The organism is Streptomyces sp. NPDC001980, from assembly GCF_040296885.1.
Lineage (GTDB): Bacteria > Actinomycetota > Actinomycetes > Streptomycetales > Streptomycetaceae > Streptomyces.
The window spans coordinates 126,485-145,331 of the sequence record NZ_JBEOYD010000022.1 but is presented as its reverse complement, the minus strand read 5'-3'; the positions used below and the strand labels follow the sequence as shown (position 1 = coordinate 145,331).

At 72.4% G+C, this 18,847-nt stretch carries 15 protein-coding genes and 1 pseudogene; 11 read left to right on the top strand and 5 right to left on the bottom strand.

Annotation, left to right across the window (positions count from 1 at the left end; all coding sequences use genetic code 11):
• Positions 1-114 precede the first annotated feature (114 nt).
• Both acs and ABT137_RS30070 read right to left on the bottom strand, forming a co-directional pair.
• Entirely contained in the window at positions 115-2,073 is a 1,959-nt protein-coding gene (gene acs, locus ABT137_RS30075) for an acetate--CoA ligase (RefSeq protein WP_351714247.1), read from the bottom strand.
• Positions 2,074-2,339: 266 nt separating this feature from the next.
• Positions 2,340-4,721: a SulP family inorganic anion transporter gene (locus ABT137_RS30070; RefSeq protein ID WP_351714246.1), complete on the bottom strand. Its 2,382-nt coding sequence runs from the start codon at positions 4,719-4,721 to the stop codon at positions 2,340-2,342.
• A 281-nt stretch (positions 4,722-5,002) separates the two neighbouring features.
• On the opposite strand from ABT137_RS30070, the gene ABT137_RS30065 reads away from it, so the two are divergent.
• A complete protein-coding gene (locus ABT137_RS30065; protein WP_351714245.1) occupies positions 5,003-6,265 on the top strand; it encodes a polysaccharide deacetylase family protein in 1,263 nt (420 codons plus the stop codon).
• Positions 6,266-6,290: 25 nt separating this feature from the next.
• Here the strand turns inward: ABT137_RS30065 and ABT137_RS30060 are convergent, their stop codons facing one another.
• A complete protein-coding gene (locus ABT137_RS30060) occupies positions 6,291-7,271 on the bottom strand; it encodes an ATP-binding protein (protein ID WP_351714244.1) in 981 nt (326 codons plus the stop codon).
• Between the two features lie 101 nt (positions 7,272-7,372).
• Between ABT137_RS30060 and ABT137_RS30055 the strand changes: the two genes are divergently transcribed.
• Positions 7,373-8,197, top strand: coding sequence for a Fic family protein (locus tag ABT137_RS30055; protein WP_351714243.1), 825 nt, complete (start codon positions 7,373-7,375; stop codon positions 8,195-8,197).
• Between the two features lie 390 nt (positions 8,198-8,587).
• Here ABT137_RS30055 and ABT137_RS30050 read toward each other — a convergent pair whose 3' ends face one another.
• Positions 8,588-9,412, bottom strand: coding sequence for an HAD family hydrolase (locus tag ABT137_RS30050; RefSeq protein WP_351714242.1), 825 nt, complete (start codon positions 9,410-9,412; stop codon positions 8,588-8,590).
• Between the two features lie 582 nt (positions 9,413-9,994).
• Here ABT137_RS30050 and ssd point away from each other — a divergent pair.
• The 7 genes and pseudogenes from ssd to ABT137_RS30015 form a co-directional block, all read left to right on the top strand.
• Positions 9,995-11,095 carry a septum site-determining protein Ssd gene (ssd, locus tag ABT137_RS30045; RefSeq protein WP_351714241.1) on the top strand — a complete coding sequence of 367 codons (1,101 nt, stop codon included), beginning with the start codon at positions 9,995-9,997 and terminating at the stop codon, positions 11,093-11,095.
• Positions 11,092-12,273 (top strand): TadA family conjugal transfer-associated ATPase, encoded by a 1,182-nt coding sequence (locus ABT137_RS30040; RefSeq protein WP_351714240.1) that lies wholly within the window; start codon positions 11,092-11,094, stop codon positions 12,271-12,273. The genes ssd and ABT137_RS30040 overlap by 4 nt, the downstream gene beginning before the upstream one ends.
• 102 nt (positions 12,274-12,375) lie before the next feature.
• A complete protein-coding gene (locus ABT137_RS30035) occupies positions 12,376-13,236 on the top strand; it encodes a type II secretion system F family protein (protein ID WP_351714239.1) in 861 nt (286 codons plus the stop codon).
• Positions 13,233-14,021, top strand: coding sequence for a type II secretion system F family protein (locus tag ABT137_RS30030; protein WP_351714238.1), 789 nt, complete (start codon positions 13,233-13,235; stop codon positions 14,019-14,021). The genes ABT137_RS30035 and ABT137_RS30030 overlap by 4 nt, the downstream gene beginning before the upstream one ends.
• 66 nt (positions 14,022-14,087) lie before the next feature.
• Positions 14,088-14,276 carry a DUF4244 domain-containing protein gene (locus ABT137_RS30025; RefSeq protein ID WP_351714237.1) on the top strand — a complete coding sequence of 63 codons (189 nt, stop codon included), beginning with the start codon at positions 14,088-14,090 and terminating at the stop codon, positions 14,274-14,276.
• 28 nt (positions 14,277-14,304) lie between these two features.
• Complete coding sequence (locus ABT137_RS30020; RefSeq protein WP_351714236.1) at positions 14,305-14,619, top strand: TadE family type IV pilus minor pilin; 315 nt, start codon at positions 14,305-14,307, stop codon at positions 14,617-14,619.
• Positions 14,620-14,648: 29 nt separating this feature from the next.
• A pseudogene (locus tag ABT137_RS30015) lies at positions 14,649-15,015 on the top strand (Rv3654c family TadE-like protein); the annotation flags it as partial.
• Between the two features lie 115 nt (positions 15,016-15,130).
• Here ABT137_RS30015 and ABT137_RS30010 read toward each other — a convergent pair.
• The gene (locus tag ABT137_RS30010; RefSeq protein WP_351714235.1) at positions 15,131-17,500 is read right to left on the bottom strand and encodes a DEAD/DEAH box helicase; all 2,370 of its coding nucleotides are present in this window, start codon (positions 17,498-17,500) and stop codon (positions 15,131-15,133) included.
• Positions 17,501-17,662: 162 nt separating this feature from the next.
• Between ABT137_RS30010 and bldG the strand changes: the two genes are divergently transcribed.
• The gene (gene bldG, locus ABT137_RS30005; protein ID WP_010986038.1) at positions 17,663-18,004 is read left to right on the top strand and encodes an anti-sigma factor antagonist BldG; all 342 of its coding nucleotides are present in this window, start codon (positions 17,663-17,665) and stop codon (positions 18,002-18,004) included.
• Positions 18,005-18,253: 249 nt separating this feature from the next.
• Positions 18,254-18,688 carry an ATP-binding protein gene (locus tag ABT137_RS30000; protein WP_351714234.1) on the top strand — a complete coding sequence of 145 codons (435 nt, stop codon included), beginning with the start codon at positions 18,254-18,256 and terminating at the stop codon, positions 18,686-18,688.
• Positions 18,689-18,847: the final 159 nt, after the last annotated feature.

The following is an 18,847-nucleotide window of genomic DNA, read 5'->3' as shown; positions in this document are numbered from 1 at the left end:
GTGTGACGGGAGTTGCCAGGTGAGTCTCACGGTAGGTGCAAAAAGGGCGCCCGGCGCGTTTCGCGCCGGGCGCCCTTCAGCTCTTCGAGCCCTTCGTGGCCGTGCCGGTCGGGGTCAGTCCTCGCTCGGCGCCGCCGGGAGCTTCGCCTGGATGAGGTCCATGACCGTCGAGTCGGTCAGGGTGGTGACGTCACCGAGCTGACGGTTCTCGGCGACGTCGCGCAGCAGCCGGCGCATGATCTTGCCGGAGCGGGTCTTCGGCAGCTCCGCCACCGGCAGGACCCGCTTCGGCTTGGCGATCGGGCCGAGCGTCGCGCCGACGTGGTTGCGCAGGTCGGCGACGAGATTCTCGTCCTCGGCGTTCGCCGTGCCGCGCAGGATCACGAAGGCGACGATCGCCTGACCGGTCGTCTCGTCCGCCGCACCGACCACGGCCGCCTCGGCGACCGACGGGTGGGACACCAGCGCCGACTCCACCTCGGTCGTCGAGATGTTGTGCCCGGAGACGAGCATGACGTCGTCCACCCGCCCGAGCAGCCAGATGTCGCCGTCGTCGTCCTTCTTCGCACCGTCACCGGCGAAGTACTTGCCCTCGAACCGCGACCAGTACGTGTCCAGGAACCGCTGGTCGTCGCCCCAGATCGTGCGCAGCATCGACGGCCACGGCTCGGTCAGCACCAGGTAGCCGCCACCGCCGTTCGGCACCTCGTGCGCCTCGTCGTCGACGACCGTCGCCGAGATGCCGGGCAGCGGGGTCTGCGCGGAACCGGGCTTGGTCGCGGTGACGCCCGGCAGCGGGGAGATCATCATCGCGCCGGTCTCGGTCTGCCACCAGGTGTCCACGATCGGCGTCCGGTCGGCGCCGATGTGCTTGCGGTACCAGATCCACGCCTCGGGGTTGATCGGCTCGCCGACCGAGCCGAGCACCCGCAGGCTGCTCAGGTCGAACTTCGCGGGGATGTCGTCGCCCCACTTCATGAACGTGCGGATCGCGGTGGGCGCCGTGTACAGGATCGTCACCCCGTACTTCTGCACGATCTCCCAGAACCGGCCCTGGTGCGGGGTGTCCGGGGTGCCCTCGTACATCACCTGGGTCGCGCCGTTGGCCAGCGGCCCGTACACGATGTACGAGTGGCCGGTCACCCAGCCGACGTCGGCCGTGCACCAGTACACGTCCGTCTCCGGCTTGAGGTCGAACACCGCCCAGTGCGTGTACGACGCCTGGGTGAGGTAGCCGCCCGAGGTGTGCAGGATGCCCTTCGGCTTGCCCGTCGTACCGGACGTGTAGAGGATGAAGAGCGGGTGCTCGGCGTCGAACGCCTCCGGCGTGTGCTCGGCCGACTGCCGCTCGACGATCTCGTCCCACCACACGTCCCGCGAGTCGTCCCAGGCCACTTCCTGCCCGGTGCGGCGCACGACCAGCACGTGCTCGACGTTGTCCACCTTGCCGACCGCCTCGTCCACGGCCGGCTTCAGCGCGGACGGCTTGCCGCGCCGGTAGCCGCCGTCGGAGGTGATGACGACCCTGGCGTCCGCGTCCTGGATACGGGTGGCCAGCGCGTCCGCCGAGAAGCCGCCGAAGACCACGGAGTGCGCGGCGCCGATCCGGGCGCAGGCGAGCATCGCGATCGCCGTCTCCGGGATCATCGGCATGTAGACCGCGACCCGGTCGCCCTTCTGAACTCCGAGCTCCAGCAGGGCGTTGGCCGCCTTGGAGACCTCGTCCTTCAGCTCGGCGTAGGTGATCGCGCGGCTGTCGCCGGGCTCGCCCTCGAAGTGGATGGCGACCCGGTCGCCGAGCCCGGCCTCCACGTGCCGGTCCACGCAGTTGTACGCGACGTTGAGCTCGCCGTCCTTGAACCACTTGGCGAACGGCGGGTTCGACCAGTCCAGCGTCTCGGTCGGCTCCTTGGCCCAGGTCAGCCGGCGGGCCTGCGCGGCCCAGAAGCCGAGCCTGTCAGCCTTGGCCTGTTCGTACGCCTCGGCCGTGACATTGGCGTTCTCGGCCAGGTCAGCAGGCGGCGCGAAGCGTCGCTCCTCCCTCAAGAGGTTGGCCAGGCTTTCGTTGCTCACGACATCTCCCTTTCGAAGGGTGTCCGTTGTGTCCCAGGCCACAGCTCATCAGACCTGGGGCCCCGGTGACAAGGGCCGCCGGACAATTGGTTTAGACCTATCGGCGTGCGGCGAGGCGGGGTGCGGCAGGGCTGCCGCGGTCGGGCATGCCGAGCCTGCCAGTGTCCGACGTGCCGGTGCACACCGGACCCGCCTATGCAGGCCGGACCCGCCGGACCCGCCGGTGCCGGACCGTGCGGCGCCGGCAGGCCCGGCCGTCCCCTCACTCACGCCGGACTGGGCAGCTCCTCCGTACCGGGCACCCCCTGGAACACCCGTCCCTCTCCGTCCGCACCGCCCCGGCTCAGCAGGTACGCCTGCGCCTCGCCCACATGGAAGTACATCCCGTGCAGCTCCAGCGCACCCGCCGCCAGCGCCCGCGCCACCGAGTCGTGCGCGCGCAGGTGCTCCAACTGCTGGACCACGTTGGTCAGGCACAGCCGCTCCACCGTGTCCGCCGCTGCCCGCCCGGCCAGCCGGACCCCCGTTCCGCCCTCGTCGGCCAGCCGCGCCAGGCTCGGCAACCCGTGCCGCAGCCACCGCCGGAGCGGGGTCGCCGCACCGCCTGTCCCGGAGTCGAGCAGTGCCTGCATCGCCCCGCACCCGGAGTGTCCGCACACCGTGATGGACCGCACCTTCAGCACGTCCACCGCGTACTCGATCGCGGCCGCCACCGAGTCGTCGCCGTTCTCCTCACCCGGAAGAGGGACCAGGTTGCCGACGTTGCGGACCACGAACAGGTCACCCGGACCACTGGAGGTGATCATCGAAGTGACGAGCCGGGAGTCGGCGCAGGTGAGGAAGAGCTGCGACGGCCGCTGCCCCTCGCGCGCCAGCCGGGCCAGCTCGCCCCGCACCAGGGGCGCGGTGTGGCGCTGGAACGCGCTGATCCCACGGGCGAGTTCATGACCCGAGCCGGCCGATCCCCCGAGCCGACGCCAGGGACCGAGACCTGCACGTGGACCGGGACCGGGACCGTGACCCGCGTGCGGCTCGGCGCGGCGACCGTGCTCCGGTCCGTGGCCGTACTCCGGTGCGCGGACGCCCGCGCGGCAGCCGGTCAGCTCGGCGGAGCCGCCCTGTGCGGTGTGGGCCCTGCGCCAGTCCCGCAGTGACTCGTACGCCGCGTGGTCCATGAACGAACCGTCCAACTCCACCACGGCGTGGGCGCCTTGGGGTACGAGATGCAGGACTCTGCTGAGCCGGGGCACCGCGAGGAACGTCAGCTGTCCTCTTACGTGTACGTGATGGACTCCTTCCTTCTCTTCGTGGGTGATGCGGGTGCGGGCGAGGCGGTGCAGGGCGACGGCGACGGCCACGGAGACCCCGAGGACCACGCCCTCCAGGACGCCGAGGAGAACCACCCCTAGCGTGGTGACGGCGTACACCGGCACTTCGCGGTGGCGGGTCACCGTGCGGATGTGGTGCAGGGACACCATCTGGATGCCGACGGCCATCACCAGGGCGGCGAGCGAGGCGAGCGGGATGAGGTCCAGGACCGGGACCATCAGCAGCGCGGCGACTACTACGAAAACGCCGTGCAGCATCGTGGAGTTCCGGCTCACGGCACCGGATTGCACATTCGCCGAACTGCGCACCGCGACCCCCGCGACCGGCAGCCCGCCGAGCGCCCCCGACACGACGTTGGCCGCGCCCTGACCGAGCAGTTCCCGGTCCAGGTCGGAGCGGCCGAGCCGGGACTGGGGTCCGGTGCGGCCTGCCACCAGCTTGTCCACGGCGACCGCGCCCAGCAGCGACTGCACGCTGCACACCAGAGTGGTGGTGAGCACGGCGGCGACGAGGCCGAGCGCCGGCCCCTCGGGCAGCCCCGCCAGGGCATGGCTGCTCCAGGACGGCAGGTCGACCCGGGGCAAGGTGAGCCCGGTGAGCGCGGCGGTCGCGGTGGCACCGGCGACGGCGACCAGGGCGGCCGGGACCGTGCGCAGCAGACGGCCCGCTCTGCCCGGGATCCGGGGCAAGCCCAGCAGCAGGGCCAAGGTCAGCGCGCTCATCGCCACGGCGGCCGGGTGCAGGTTCGCCAACTGGGCGGGCAATGCGCGCACGTTGGCGAGGACCGAGCTCTGCGGGTTACCGCCGAGGACGATGTGCAGCTGGGCGACGGCGATGGTGAGGCCGATGCCGGCGAGCATGCCGTGCACCACGGCCGGGCTGACGGCGAGCGCGGTGCGGGCCACGCGCAGGCAGCCCAGGCCCAGTTGGGCCAGTCCGGCGAGGACGGTGATGCCGCAGGTGGCCCGCCAGCCGTACCGGTGGATCAGGTCGGCGGTGACCACGGTGAGCCCCGCGGCGGGGCCGCTGACCTGGAGCGGGCAGCCGCCGAGCCGGCCGGCGACCAGGCCGCCGACGGCCGCCGCCACCAGGCCGGCCTGGAGCGGGGCACCCGTGGCGAGGGCGATGCCGAGGGACAGCGGGAGGGCGATCAGGAACACCGCGACGGACGCGGACAGGTCGGCGCCCACGACGGGGAGGCGGCGACGCGGGGGCGTGGACGGGTGGTGCGGCCGGTCAGCGCCGGTGACGGCGGGGGGAGTTGTGGCTCGGGCGAGGCCGAGGCTCTCGAGGTGGGTGGGTACGCAGGCTGATGACATGTTTCCCGTCTCCTCCGGGGCAGCGTGGTCGCGGATCTGGGCGGGATGAACCAACGTTCAGTAAATGAATCGTAATGCAGAGTAAAGGTCAGGCATGGATTTATTACGCAAATGGGGCACCGCCTCACCTCAATGGGTGAAGTGAGCAGTTCATCGGCTTGTCGTATTAATCCCTCTCTCGGTCCTATGCGATCTTGGCCGCGCTGTCGGCAGATATCCGGCACATCGCCATAAAACGCCGTCACCGGCGTTCGCCGAGAGAAGGAAGAAGGTGAGCGGAATTGGCCGCCACCCAGAGGATTGCGGTCGGCGCCGTGGCCGCCGCGGCCTGTGCCGCGTCGGTCGCCGGTTGCGCGACCGGTACCAACTCCGAGCAAGGGGCGCCCGGGCCGGAGAAAGGAGCGCCGGCGCCCCAGAGCGTGGTCCGTCTGATCGGCGACGGGTCCACCGCGTACACCGGGGCGCAGCCGCATCTGCCCCGGCCCGAGCGGCTCAAGGCCGGTGAGAAGCCACCGCAGTTCGTGGTGTTCTCCTGGGACGGCGCGGGCGAGGACAGCCAGAAGCTGTTCTCGCACTTCCGCAAGGTGGCCAAGGAGAACCACGCGAACATGACGTTCTTCCTCAGCGGCGTCTACATGCTGCCCGAGGAGAAGCGTGACCTGTACCGGCCCCCGCAGCACTCGCCCGGAAGCTCCGAGATCGGCTTCAACGACGAGCAGGGCATCACCGACACCGTCAAGCAGCTACGGCTGGCCTGGCTGGAGGGCAACGAGATCGGCACCCATTTCAACGGGCACTTCTGCGGCCCCGACGGCGGGGTCGGCGAGTGGTCGGTGGCCGAGTGGAAGAGCGAGATCGCCCAGGCCAAGCAGTTCGTGAAGACCTGGAAGACCAACACCGGCATGAAGAACGCCGCACCGCTGCCCTTCGACTACGACAAGGAGCTCATCGGCGCCCGCACCCCCTGCCTGGAGGGGCAGAAGAACTTCGTGAAGGCGGCGAGCCAGCTGGGCTTCCGCTACGACACCAGTGGTGTCAACGACCAGGTCTGGCCCAAGAGGAGAGAAGGGCTGTGGGACCTGTCGATGCAGCTCGTCCCCTTCCCCGGCCACTCCTACGAGCAACTGACCATGGACTACAACTTCATGGTCAACCAGTCCGGCACGTCGACCCAGGGTGACCCCGACAAGTACGACTACTGGGGCGACCAGATGCGCGACGGGCTGTTCCAGGGCTTCAACCGGGCCTACAACGGCAACCGCGCACCGCTCGTCATCGGCAACCACTTCGAGTCCTGGAACGGCGGCACCTACATGCGCGCCCTCGACGAGGTCGTCGCGGACGTCTGCAACAAGCCCGAGGTGCGCTGTGTCTCCTTCCGTCAGCTGGCCGACTGGCTGGACGCCCAGGACCCGCAGGTCCTGGCGAGGCTGCGCACCCTGAACGTGGGCGAGGCCCCGCGGCAGGGCTGGGAGTCCTTCCTCTCCGGCCGTCCCGCCCCGGCACCGAAGGGGGTGCCCGGGGCGCCGGCCGTCAAGCAGTAGGCGCAGAGCCGGGGCCGGCCACCCGTCAGGCGGGGGTGGCCACTCCCTCGCCGAGCACGAAGCCGGGGTCGATCTGCGCCGCCAGGTCGGCTCCGGTGCGCTCGTTGCCCCACGAGAGGGCGTTCTTCAGGTGGAAGTGGACCATCTGCCGGGTGTAGCGCTCCCAGTCCCGCAGCTCGTACGTCGCGTCGGTGGCCACCTTGAGGGCGCGCAGGGCGCGGGAGTTGGGGGTCTCCAGGAGCTCGAACCGGGGCGGCCGGCCCTTCTCCATGGCGCGCACCCAGTCCGAGTGCCCGACCGTGACCAGCAGGTCGTCCCCTACCTCCGAGCGCAGGAAGTCGATGTCCTCCGGCCCCTGCACCTTGTTGCCGACGACCTTCAGGACGACGCCGAAGTCCCGGGCGTACTCCTTGTACTGGCGGTAGACGGAGACCCCCTTTCGGGTCGGCTCGGCGACGAGGAACGTGATGTCGAAGCGGGTGAACATGCCGGAGGCGAAGGAGTCCGAGCCCGCCGTCATGTCCACCACGACGTACTCGTCGGGGCCGTCGACGAGGTGGTTCAGGAACAGCTCCACCGCTCCCGTCTTGGAGTGGTAGCAGGAGACCCCCAGGTCGGCGTCCGTGAAGGGCCCGGTGACCATCAAACGGACGGCGCCGCCGTCGAGTTCCACCGGCCGCGCGCAGGCGTCGTACACCGGATTGGGCTCGCGCACCCGGACCAGCCGCGAACCCTCGCCCGGCGGGGTGGTCTTGATCATGGTCGCGGCGGAGGCGATGCGCGGGTTGTGGCCGCGCAGGTAGTCCTTGATCAGGGAGAGCCGTTCGCCCATCGCGGGCAGTGCCTCCGCCTCCGTCTCGTCGAGGCCGAGCGCGGGGCCCAGATGCTGGTTGATGTCGGCGTCGACGGCGACGACCGGCGCGCCGGCGGCCGCGAGATGGCGGATGAACAGGGAGGAGAGCGTGGTCTTGCCGCTGCCGCCCTTCCCGACGAAAGCAATTTTCATGTTCACGAAGGGTAGTCGGCCGGTAGCTGTACGTGTCACATGAAGTGAAGAAGACCACTCCTTCGTGGAGCCCTGGGGGCGGGGTGCGTACTGTCGTACTCATGAGTACGACAGGTGCGACCGCCGATCCGCTCGTGGCCCTGGGTTCGCTGCCCGGGGTGGCCGAGTCCGTGGAGTCCGTGCGCAAGGCCGTGGACCGGGTCTACGGGCACCGGATCATGCGGCGCCGCAGCAACGCCGTCACCTCGGAGGCCGCGCTGCGGGCCGCCCGGGGCAGCGCCGCACTGTCCGGTGCCGACTGGGCGCTGGAGGAGGTGCGGAGGCGCTCCGACTTCGGTGTGGACGACGATGCGCGCGTGGTCGGCGCGGCCCTGCGGCTGACCGCGGAGGCGGGCCAACTGCTGTCCATCTGGCGGCAGTCGCCGCTGCGGGTGCTGGCCCGGCTGCACCTGGTGGCGGCCGCGACCGGTGACGACGAGGTCGGCCGGCCGCGCCGGGCCGGCGAGGGCGTCGACGAGCCGCTGGTGGAACTGGAGCTGCCGGACGCCGACGAGGTGTCGGGGCGCCTGGAGGGGCTCTCGGAACTGATCGTCGCGGGGAGCGAGGCGCCCGCGCTGGTGACGGCCGCCGTGGTGCACGGCGAACTGCTCGGGCTGCGCCCCTTCACCTCGTGCAACGGGCTGGTCGCCCGCGCGGCCGAGCGGATCGTGCTGATCGGCAGCGGCCTCGACCCCAAGGCGATCTGCCCTGCCGAGGTCGGCCACGCCGAACTGGGCCGCGCCTCCTATCTGGCGGCTCTGGACGGCTATGTCTCCGGTACTCCGGAAGGGATGGCGGCCTGGATCGCGCACTGCGGGCGGGCGGTCGAACTCGGCGTGCGCGAGTCGACGGCGGTGTGCGAGGCGCTGCAGCGCGGGGCGGCGTAGGACTCGTCCGGAAGGTCGCGGGGCGCCCCGGAAAAGGGTTGCGGCGGTACGAGGACTCGTACCGCCGCTGGCATGCTCACCGGGTTACCAAGCGTCCTCGATATGTCGCCCATCAGGTCGGGTACTTTGCCCGTCACCTGGTGCGGCTGGCCCGTAATCGACGGGTCGACGTCGCGTGGGTGCTCAGTGTCCATGCTGGGTCCGTGGGCCAAATGCGTTTTAAAGGTGATCCTCGCGGATGTCCTTCGGTCTCGCGGGCCGCTAACCCCTTTGTACTGCAAGCCCGGAGCAAGCGGAAGTCCTGCCTACAGTTCTTTACTTTTAGGTTCAAAGACGTACCAAAGGGGCGCCGGTGGGCCGAACGGGTGAAGCACGCCCGGAGCGGCCGGTTCAGGCGACCGTGCTCCGGCGCCGGCTCGCGTACCAGACCAGGCCCGCGGTGGCGGCCGCCGCTCCTATGGCCGCCGCGGCGACCAGGGCCGGGCGCGGGGGCCCGGAGATCCGCTGCTTGAGCCGTACAGGCCGGTTGAAGTCGAGGATCGGCCACCCGCGGGCGAGGGCCTCGCGGCGCAGCGCGCGGTCCGGGTTCACGGCGTGCGGATGCCCGACGGCCCGGAGCATCGGCAGGTCGGTCGCCGAGTCGCTGTAGGCGTAGCAGCGGTCGAGGTCGTACCCCTCGGAGGCGGCCAGCTCCCGGACGGCCTCGGCCTTGGTCGGCCCGTACGCGTAGTACTCCACCTCGCCGGTGTAGCAGCCGTCGTCGCCGACGACCATGCGGGTGGCCACCACCCGGTCGGCGCCGAGGAGTTCGCCGATCGGCTCGACCACCTCGGCACCCGAGGTGGAGACGATGACGACGTCCCGGCCGGCCTTGTGGTGCTCCTCGATGAGGGAGGCGGCCTCGTCGTAGATGATCGGGTCGATCAGGTCGTGCAGGGTCTCGGCGACGATCTCCTTGACCTGCTGGACATTCCAGCCGCGGACGAGGCCGGACAGGTACGCGCGCGTGCGCTCCATCTGGTCGTGGTCCATACCGCCGACCAGGAACACGAACTGGGAGTACGCGTTGCGCAGCGCCGCCCGGCGGTTGATCAGACCGCCTTGGTAGAACGACTTGCTGAAGGTGAGCGTGCTCGACTTCGCAATGACCGTCTTGTCCAGGTCAAAGAAGGCCGCTGTGCGAGGCAAGGAGTGGCTTTCCACGCCCCCGAGCATAGGCGCCCACCATTCGGCGTAAGGTGGGGCGCGTGGGTTTGCCTGAGAGGGCTCTCGGGTACACCATGGAAGTCACGGATCGTTCGCGACCGTGCTAACCCGGTCCGGCTCCTCCCCCCCCGAGTCGGCCGTGGAGACGACCCCCACTCTCCCCCCCGGTGGGGGTCGTCGCATGTCCGGACGGGTTTTTCCTCCTCTCTCGCAGGCCGTGAGGCCTTGGTCGGGCGGCTTCGGCCGCCCTTTCCTATGCCCATGATCCGTCACGGTGGGTAGTCGTAGCGCTGCGCTGTGGAAGTCGCGCAGACCCCGGAACGGGCCTCACCGGCATGGGTGACGGCGATATTCACAACCGTCGAGTTGTCCACAGTTTTGGACCAAGATCCACACGATTTCCGGGTTCGCGACACCGTGATTCCAGCGCGCTCCGGCGGCGGCGAGTTCATGGCCGGTTCCGTTTGTCGGGCGCCAATGGCCGGTTTCTGTCGGCCGTGCATAAGGAGCCGCCTGCCGGTTCTTCGCACGTTTGGGAATCGCGTGGCCGCAGGGGCCATGCGGGAGAACGCAGCCAAGGGGGAAGCTCACGTGGCCGGAACCGTCACCCACGACCCGCCGTCCGCCGCCTCGGGACGGCCCGGACGCCCGATGATCGTCACCGAGGACGCCGAACTCCTCGACGACCTGCTGCGCCTGTGCGCCGCGGCCGGTGCCAAACCGGAGGTCCACCACGGCCCGCCGGAACGCGGCGGCGGCTGGGAGTCCGCCCCGCTCGTCCTGGTCGGCGACGACGCCGCACGGCGGGTGCGCGGGGCCACGCGCCGACGCGGGGTGGTCCTGGTGGGCCTCGACCAGGACGACCCCGACGTGTGGAAACGGGCCGTGGAGATCGGCGCCGACCACGTCCTGATGCTGCCCGACGGCGAGCAGTGGCTCGTGGACCGGATCGCCGACGTCGTCGAGGGCGTCGGCCGCCCGGCCCTCACCGTCGGCGTCATCGGCGGCCGGGGCGGGGCCGGTGCCTCCACGCTGGCCTGCGCGCTCGCCGTCACCTCCGCGCGGGAGGGACTGCGCACCCTGCTCGTGGACGCGGATCCGCTGGGCGGCGGAATCGACGTACTCCTCGGCGGCGAGACCGCCGAAGGCCTGCGCTGGCCCGCCTTCGCCGCCTCGCGCGGCCGGCTCGGCAGCGGCGCCCTGGAGGAATCGCTGCCGGAGCTGCACTCGCTGCGGATCCTCAGCTGGGACCGCGGCGACTGCGTGGCGATCCCGCCGCCCGCCGTCCGCGCGGTGCTCGCCGCCGCCCGGCGGCGCGGCGGCACGGTCGTCGTCGACCTGCCGCGCCGCCTGGACGACGAGGTCGCCGAGGTCCTCACCCAGCTCGACCTCGCCGTCCTGGTGGTCCCCGCCGAACTCCGCGCCGTCGCCGCGGCCGGACGGGTGGCGGCCACCGTCGGCATGGTCGTGCGCGACCTCAGGGTGGCGGTACGGGGGCCGTACGCGCCGGGCCTCGACGACCGCGAGGTGGCCCGGCTGCTCGGCCTGCCACTGGCCGGCGAAGTGCCCGCCGAACCCGGCCTGTCCCGTCCGCACCGGAAACCGCCCGGGTCCGTCGCACGCGGACCGCTGGCCCGCTTCTGCAAGGGCTTCTGGGAGCGCACGCTGGTCGAGGCCGGCGGTGCCGCATGAGGCCCGGCACCGCGGGCGCGGACGGCCCGGCCCTGCTCGACGGAGTACGGCGCTGGCTCGCCGAGAGCGGCGCCGAACCGACACCCGCGCGGGTCGCACAGGCACTGCGCGCCCAGGGGCGGGTCCTCGGCGACGCCGAAGTCCTCGGCGCGGCCGAGCGACTGCGCTCCGAACTGGTCGGCAGCGGCCCCCTGGAGCCCCTGCTCGCCGACCCCACGGTCACCGACGTCCTGGTGACCGCCCCGGACCGGGTCTGGGTGGACCGCGGCGGCGGCCTGGAACTCACCCCGGTCGCCTTTCCGGACGCGGCGGCGGTACGGCGCCTCGCGCAGCGGCTGGCCGCGGTGGCCGGCCGGCGCCTGGACGACGCGCGTCCCTGGGCGGACGCCCGGCTGCCCGACGGCACCCGCCTGCACGCGGTCCTGCCCCCGGTGGCCGTCGGCTGCACCTGCCTGTCCCTGCGGGTGGTCCGTCCCCGGGCGTTCACCCTCGACGAACTGGTCGCGGCCGGCACCGTGCCCCCGGGCGGCGACCGGATCCTGCGGGCGCTCCTCGCGGCCCGGCTCTCTTTTTTGGTCAGCGGCGGCACCGGCACCGGCAAGACGACCCTGCTGAGCGCGCTGCTCGGCCTGGTCGGACCGGGGGAGCGGATCGTGCTCGCCGAGGACTCGGCGGAGCTCAGGCCCGAACACCCGCACGTCGTACGGCTGGAGACCAGACCCGCCAACCAGGAGGGCGCCGGCCTCGTCACCCTGGAGGACCTGGTCCGGCAGGCCCTGCGGATGCGGCCCGACCGGCTCGTCGTCGGCGAGGTCCGCGGGCCCGAGGTGGTCCACCTCCTGGCCGCGCTCAACACCGGCCACGAGGGCGGCTGCGGCACCGTGCACGCCAACGCGGCCGCGGACGTACCGGCCCGCCTGGAGGCCCTCGGCACGGCGGCCGGGCTCGACCGGGCGGCCCTGCACAGCCAGCTCGCCGCCGCGCTGTCGGTGGTGCTGCACCTCGTACGGGACGGCGCGGGCCGGCGGCGGATCGCCGAGGTGCACGTCCTGGAGCGGGACTCCTCCGGGCTGGTGCGGACGGTACCGGCACTGCGCTGGGACGCGGCGGCGTTCGCGCGGGAGCGGGGATGGGAGCGGCTGCGGGGGCTGCTCGGGAGTGACGCGACCGGTCTGTGAGCTCTGTCCGGTCCGTGAACTCGGTCCGGTCTGAAGTGACGTCAGTGATCCATGAGTTGAAAAGCGACTTCAGTGATCTATGAGTTGAAAGGGGATTGTGTGATGGGTGGGACGACGGTCGGCGCGGCCGTGGTGTGCGGCGGGGTCATGGCCTGGCTGCTGGCCGAGCGGCAGCGCGAGGTACGGCGGACGCGGCTGCTGCTCGCCGGCGGTGGGGTGGTGGCCACCGGGCCGCCCTCCTGGGAGCAGGCGCTCGGGGAACTGCGACGGCTGCGCGGCCGTTGGCGGGGTGAGTGGTGGGCCCTGGCCGCCGGTGTCGCGCTCGCGCTTCTCGCCGCCTCGGTCCTTCCGGTCCTCGCGGGGGCGGCCGGGGTGCCGGTGCTGCGCCGGGTGCGGCTGGTCCGCCGGGCGCGGCGGACCCGGCAGGCGCGCGCCGACGCGGTGATCGCGCTGTGCGGGGCGCTCGCCGGTGAGGTGCGCGCGGGACGGCAGCCGGGTGAGGCGCTGTTGCGGGCCGCACGGGACTCCGGCGGGCTCGGTGAGGCGCAGTCGGCCGTGGTCGCGGCGGCGCGCTTCGGCGGGGACGTGCCGGGGGCGCTGGCGGTGGCGGCGCGGCAGCCCGGCGCCGACGGCCTGCTGGGGCTCGCGGCCTGCTGGCGGGTGGCGGTCGACCAGGGCGCCGGACTCGCGGCCGGTCTCGACCGCCTGGACGCCGCCCTGCGTGCCGAACGCGACCAACGCGCCGATCTGCGCGCCCAGTTGTCGGGCGCCCGGGCCACCGCGGTGATGCTCGCCGCGCTGCCCGCCCTCGGCCTCCTGCTCGGCTCGGCCATGGGCGCCGACCCGCTGCGGGTGCTGCTGCACACCGGGGCCGGCCTGGGCTGCCTGGTCGTCGGCGCGGTGTTCGAGGGCGCCGGGATGTGGTGGGCGGCCCGGATCGTGCGGGGAGCTGAGGCGGCGTGAGCGCGGAGGTTGTCCACAGGCTGGGGGTGACGGTCGCGGTGCTGGCGGCCCTGGGCTGGTCGGCATGGCGGCTGGAGCGGGCCAGGCACAGGCGCTGGGCTCGGCACAAGGCGGCCGAACTGCTCGGCCTGGAGAGGCTGGAGCAGGCGGAGATGCACTCCGCCGTCGGCGATGCCGTCCGCAGGTGGCTGCCGGTCGTCGGGGTGGTGTGCGGCGGCTGGGTGCTGGTCGGCGGGGTCGTCGGGGCGCTGCTGGGGCTGGGCGTCGCGGTGGGGCTGTGGCGGTGGCGGAGCCGGGCGGGCGACGCGGACCGGACGGCTCAGGCGGAGGCGGCCGAGGCCGTGCGTCAACTCCCGCTCGCCGCCGACCTCCTGGCGGCCTGCATCGCCGCGGGGGCCGGTCCGGTGGTCGGCGCCCAGGCGGTCGGAGAGGCCCTCGGCGGGCCTGTCGGGGAGGGGCTCGCGCGGGGCGCGGCGGAGGTGCGGCTGGGCGGCGAACCGGCAGTTGCCTGGCGGCGGTTGGCGGGGCTGCCGGGTGCCGCCGCCCTGGCCCGGCTGCTGGAACGCGCGGACGAGTCCGGGATGCCGGCGGCCGCGCCCGTCGCCCGGCTCGCCTCGGACGCCCGCGCCGAGTGGGCGAGGAGCGCGACCGCGCGGGCACGGCGGGCGGCCGTGCTGATCTCGGCGCCGGTGGGGCTGTGCTTCCTGCCCGCGTTCATCGCGGTCGGTGTGCTGCCCGTGGTGATCGGACTCGCGGGCGGGGTGCTGCGAGGGGGTGGTGGATGAAGGGCGCGACAGCGGGGCCGCCGACAGGAACTGAAGTCAAAACCAAGCGAGTTCAAGGGAGTCGAAATGCGTGAGATGTGCTGGAAGATGTGGAAGCTGCTGCGCAGGGACGCCGGGATGGTCACCTCCGAGTACGCGATGGGGATCATCGCCGCCGTCGGGTTCGCGGCGGTCCTCTACGCGGTCGTGACGAGCGGTCAGGTCAGCGCGGAGCTCCAGGCCATCGTGAAACGAGCCCTCAGTGCGCGGATGTGAGCGGGGGCGCGGGGCGGACCGGGGGTTCGTGACCGCGGAGGCGGCCGTGGTGCTGCCGGTGCTGGTGGCGTTCACGATGGCGCTGGTGTGGGGGCTGCTCGTGGTGGCCGCCCAGATCCGGTGCGTGGACGCCGCCCGCACCGGGGCGCGGGCCGCGGCGCGGCAGGACGCCGAGGACGCGGTGATCGCGGTGACGAAGGAGGCGGCGCCGGACGGGGCTGCGGTGACGGTGGGCCGGGAGGGCGACGTGGTGCGGGTGACGGTGGTGGCGAGGCCGCCGGTGCTGGGCGCGTTGCCGTTCGAGGTGCGGGAGTCGGCGGTGGCGTTGGCGGAGGAGCCGTGAGGGGGCAACGGTTGGTCTTTCGGCTGCCGCTGCGTGGGGGCTGGTCGCGCAGTTCCCCGCGCCCCTGTGGCGCGCCTGACCGGGGGTCCGCCACAGTCTGGAGCGTCGGTGCGATCGCCGTGCTGTGCGTGGTGTTCGGGGTGGTGCTGGGGCTGGGGCACGCCGTAGTCGTCCGGCATCGCGCGGCGGGTGGCGCCGACATGGCGGCACTCACTGCTGCCGACCACTGGGCCGACGGGCAGGCGAAGGCCTGCGCCCGAGCCGACCGGGTGGCGCAGGCACAGGCCGCGCGGCTGACGCGGTGCGTGATCGTCGGGGACGTCTCGGATGTGTCGGCGAGGTCGGGAGAGGGTCCCTTCGCGGCCGAGGTCAGGGCCAGAGCAGGCCCGGCGGCCTTTCCGGCGAGCGGCGCCTGCAACGCGCCCCAGAGGGGCGCTGGGGGTACCCCCGGCCGAAGGCTGGGGGAGGAACTGCGCGACCAGCCCTCACCGGCCCGCACCGACGCACCCGCCTACCCCGGCGCCCCCTTCAAGAGCACCGTGAGGAGGCGCACCGCCCCCCGCTTGTGCAGCGGCTCGTTCCCGTTCCCGCACTTGGGGGACTGGATGCAGGACGGGCACCCGGCGTCGCACTCGCACGCGGCGATCGCCTCCCGGGTCGCCGTCAGCCACGTGCGGGCCGTGTGGAAGGCGCGTTCCGCGAAGCCGGCGCCGCCTGGGTGGCCGTCGTAGACGAAGACGGTCGGCAGCAGGGTGTCGGGGTGCAGCGGGATCGACACGCCGCCGATGTCCCAGCGGTCGCAGGTCGCGAAGAGCGGCAGCAGGCCGATGGAGGCGTGCTCGGCGGCGTGCAGGGCGCCGCCGAGGATCTCCGGGTTGATCCGGGCCTCGTCGAGCTGGTCCTCGGTGACGGTCCACCACACCGCGCGGGTGCGCAGCGTACGCGGGGGGAGGTCGAGTTTCGTCTCGCCCAGCACTTCGCCGGTGATGAGCCGGCGGCGCAGGAAGGAGACCACCTGGTTGGTGACCTCGACGGAGCCGTAGCAGAGGCGGCCGTCGCCCCAGGGGACCTCGACGTCGGTCTCCAGGACGGAGATGGCCGTGGTGTCGCGGGCGACCGTGGAGTACGGCGGCTCGGCCTGCTCGACCAGGGCCACCGAGTCCTCCAGGTCGAGGGAGCGCACGAGGTAGGTGCGGCCCTGGTGCAGGTGGACGGCGCCCTCGTGGACCGTGGAGTGCGCGGCGCTCGCGTCCACCGTGCCGAGCAGGCGTCCCGTGCCCGCCTCGACGACCTGTACCGGGCGGCCGCCCTCGCCGCGGATGTCGGTCAGCTCGGCGGCCCGCTCCCGGCGGGTCCAGTGCCAGGCCTTCGTCCGGCGGCGCAGCAGCTTCGCGGCCTCCAGCTGCGGCAGCAGCTCCTTGCAGGCGGGGCCGAAGAGGTCGAGGTCGTCGTCGGTGAGGGGGATCTCGGCCGCGGCGGCGCACAGGTGGGGGGCGAGGACGTACGGGTTGTCGGGGTCGAGGACGGTCGATTCCACCGGTTGGTCGAACAGGGCCTCGGGATGATGGACGAGGAAGGTGTCCAGCGGATCGTCGCGGGCGACCAGGACCGCGAGGGCGCCCTGCCCGGCGCGGCCCGCGCGACCCGCCTGCTGCCACACAGAGGCCCGCGTACCGGGGTATCCGGCAATCAGTACGGCGTCCAGCCCGGAGACGTCCACGCCCAGCTCCAGGGCCGTTGTGGCGGCAAGTCCGAGGAGTTCCCCGGAGTGCAGCGCGCGTTCCAGGGCGCGCCGCTCCTCGGGGAGGTAACCGCCGCGGTAGGCCGCGACACGCCGGGCGAGGGAACGGTCCATCTCGGCCAGCCGTTCCTGCGTGATGACGGAGATCAGCTCCGCGCCACGTCTGGAGCGCACGAAGGCGACCGAGCGCACGCCCTGCACGGCGAGGTCGGTCAGCAGGTCGGCGGTCTCGGCGATGGCGGTACGGCGGACCGGGGCGCCCTTCTCGCCGTGCAGCTCGGTCAGCGGCGGCTCCCAGAGGGCGAAGACCAGCTCGCCGCGCGGGGAGGCGTCGTCGGCGATCTCCACGACCGGCAGGCCGGTGAGGCGGCCGGCGGCCACGGCCGGCTCGGCGGCGGTCGCGGAGGCCAGCAGGAAGACCGGGGAGGCGCCGTAGCGGGCGCACAGGCGGCGGAGCCGGCGCAGCACCTGGGCGACGTGCGAGCCGAAGACGCCCCGGTAGGTGTGGCACTCGTCGACGACGACGTACTTCAGCGACTTCAGGAAGGAGGACCAGCGGGCGTGCCCGGGCAGGATCCCGCGGTGCAGCATGTCCGGGTTGGTGAGCACGTAGTTGGCGTACTGGCGGATCCACTCCCGTTCCTCGTACGGGGTGTCGCCGTCGTACACCGCGGGGCGCACCGAGTTTCCCAGCGGTTGTGAAAGTTCCTTCACGGCACGGCACTGGTCGGCCGCCAGCGCCTTGGTGGGCGCCAGGTAGAGGGCGGTGGCGCCGCGGCCGTTGGCGGCCTCGGAGCCGTCCAGGAGGGTCGACAGCACCGGCACGAGGTAGGCCAGGGACTTGCCGGAGGCGGTGCCGGTGGCCACCACCACCGAATCCCCGTCCAGGGCGTGCTCGGCGGCCAGCGCCTGGTGCTCCCAGGGATGTTCGATGCCGCACTCCTGCACGGCCGCGACGACCTCCGAACGAATCCGGTCAGGCCAGACGGCATGCCGACCCGCGCGCGGGGGCAAGTGCTCCGTATGAGTGATGCGCGAAGCCCGGCTCGGCCCGGAGGCGAGCCGGTCCAGGACCGTGCCCGGAGAGAACCCGGACACGGCCGGAACCGGCGGTCGATCGGATCGGTGATTTATGGCCATCGGGACCGAGTGTGTCACTGGCGTGACGGACAATGGGGCCAAGGCGTCGTGCACGCCTGCCGTAAGTGATTGAATGCCATCGCGGCTGGCGAACCGTCCCGGGGGCCGCAAGCCGAGGTGTCCCGAGGGGCGACCGCTCGATAGCAAGGTGCTGGAGGATCCGTGGACCTGTCCCTGTCGACTCGTACAGTCGGCGATCGTACGGTCGTCGAGGTCGGTGGCGAAATCGACGTATATACCGCGCCCAAGCTGCGTGAGCAGCTGGTCGAGCTGGTGAACGACGGGAATTTCCACCTCGTCGTCGACATGGAGGGCGTGGACTTCCTCGACTCCACCGGGCTCGGCGTGCTGGTCGGCGGCCTGAAGCGGGTGCGTGCCCATGAGGGCTCGCTGCGCCTGGTCTGCAACCAGGAGCGCATTCTGAAGATCTTCCGTATCACCGGCCTCACCAAGGTGTTCCCGATCCACACCTCGGTCGAGGAAGCGGTGGCGGCCACCGACTGACCCCGGGCCGGCCGACGTACCCCGGACCGCCGATCGGTTCGTGCCGTCCGGCCGGCCCCCGGCACGGGCTCGTGCGCGCCACGCGCCGCACGGACGTCCGTGTCACCCCCGCCCGTTCGGGCCTGCGTGCCCGTGCCGGCAGCCGTGCACGGGCCGCAGTGCCCGCGGCGGACGCAATTCATCGGGGGGTTCCGGGTTCTTCGGCGGCCCGGCCCCCCCATCGCACGCCCGTAGTTCCGAGGGGGACGTATGGCCACCGTTGAACTCCGCTTCAGCGCGCTGCCCGAGCACGTCCGCACCGCCCGACTGGTGGCGGCGGCGGTGGCTCGCAGGGCCGGAGTGGACGAGGCCGTCCTGGACGAGGTCCGGCTGGCCGTCGGCGAGGCCTGTTCCCGTGCCGTGGGGCTGCACCAGGCCGCCGGCATCACCGAACCGGTGCGGGTGGCGCTGATCGAGGAGGAGAAACAGTTCTCCATCGAGGTCGGCGACGAGGCACCCCGTTCCGTTCCCGGCGACCGGGCGTCCGGTGGCGCGGCGGACGCGGACGTGGAGGCCGAGGAGGACGAGATGGGCCTCGCGGTCATCAGCGGCCTCGTGGACGACGTGGAGGTCACCGCAGGGGAGCACGGCGGGCTGATCCGCATGACCTGGCCGACGACCCCGTCCGGAGTCGCGCTCACCTGAGAGTCACCCGCGCGTCACCCTGTACGTGTGCCGAAGGGCCCCCTGAGTGGGGCCCTTCGGCATGTCCGCACGTCCGCGGCCGGTGGCCGGCCCGGCGTCGCCCACGTCAGCGCCCCGCGTCACCCACGGCCGGTCGTACAGTGATCTCGTGCGATGGGT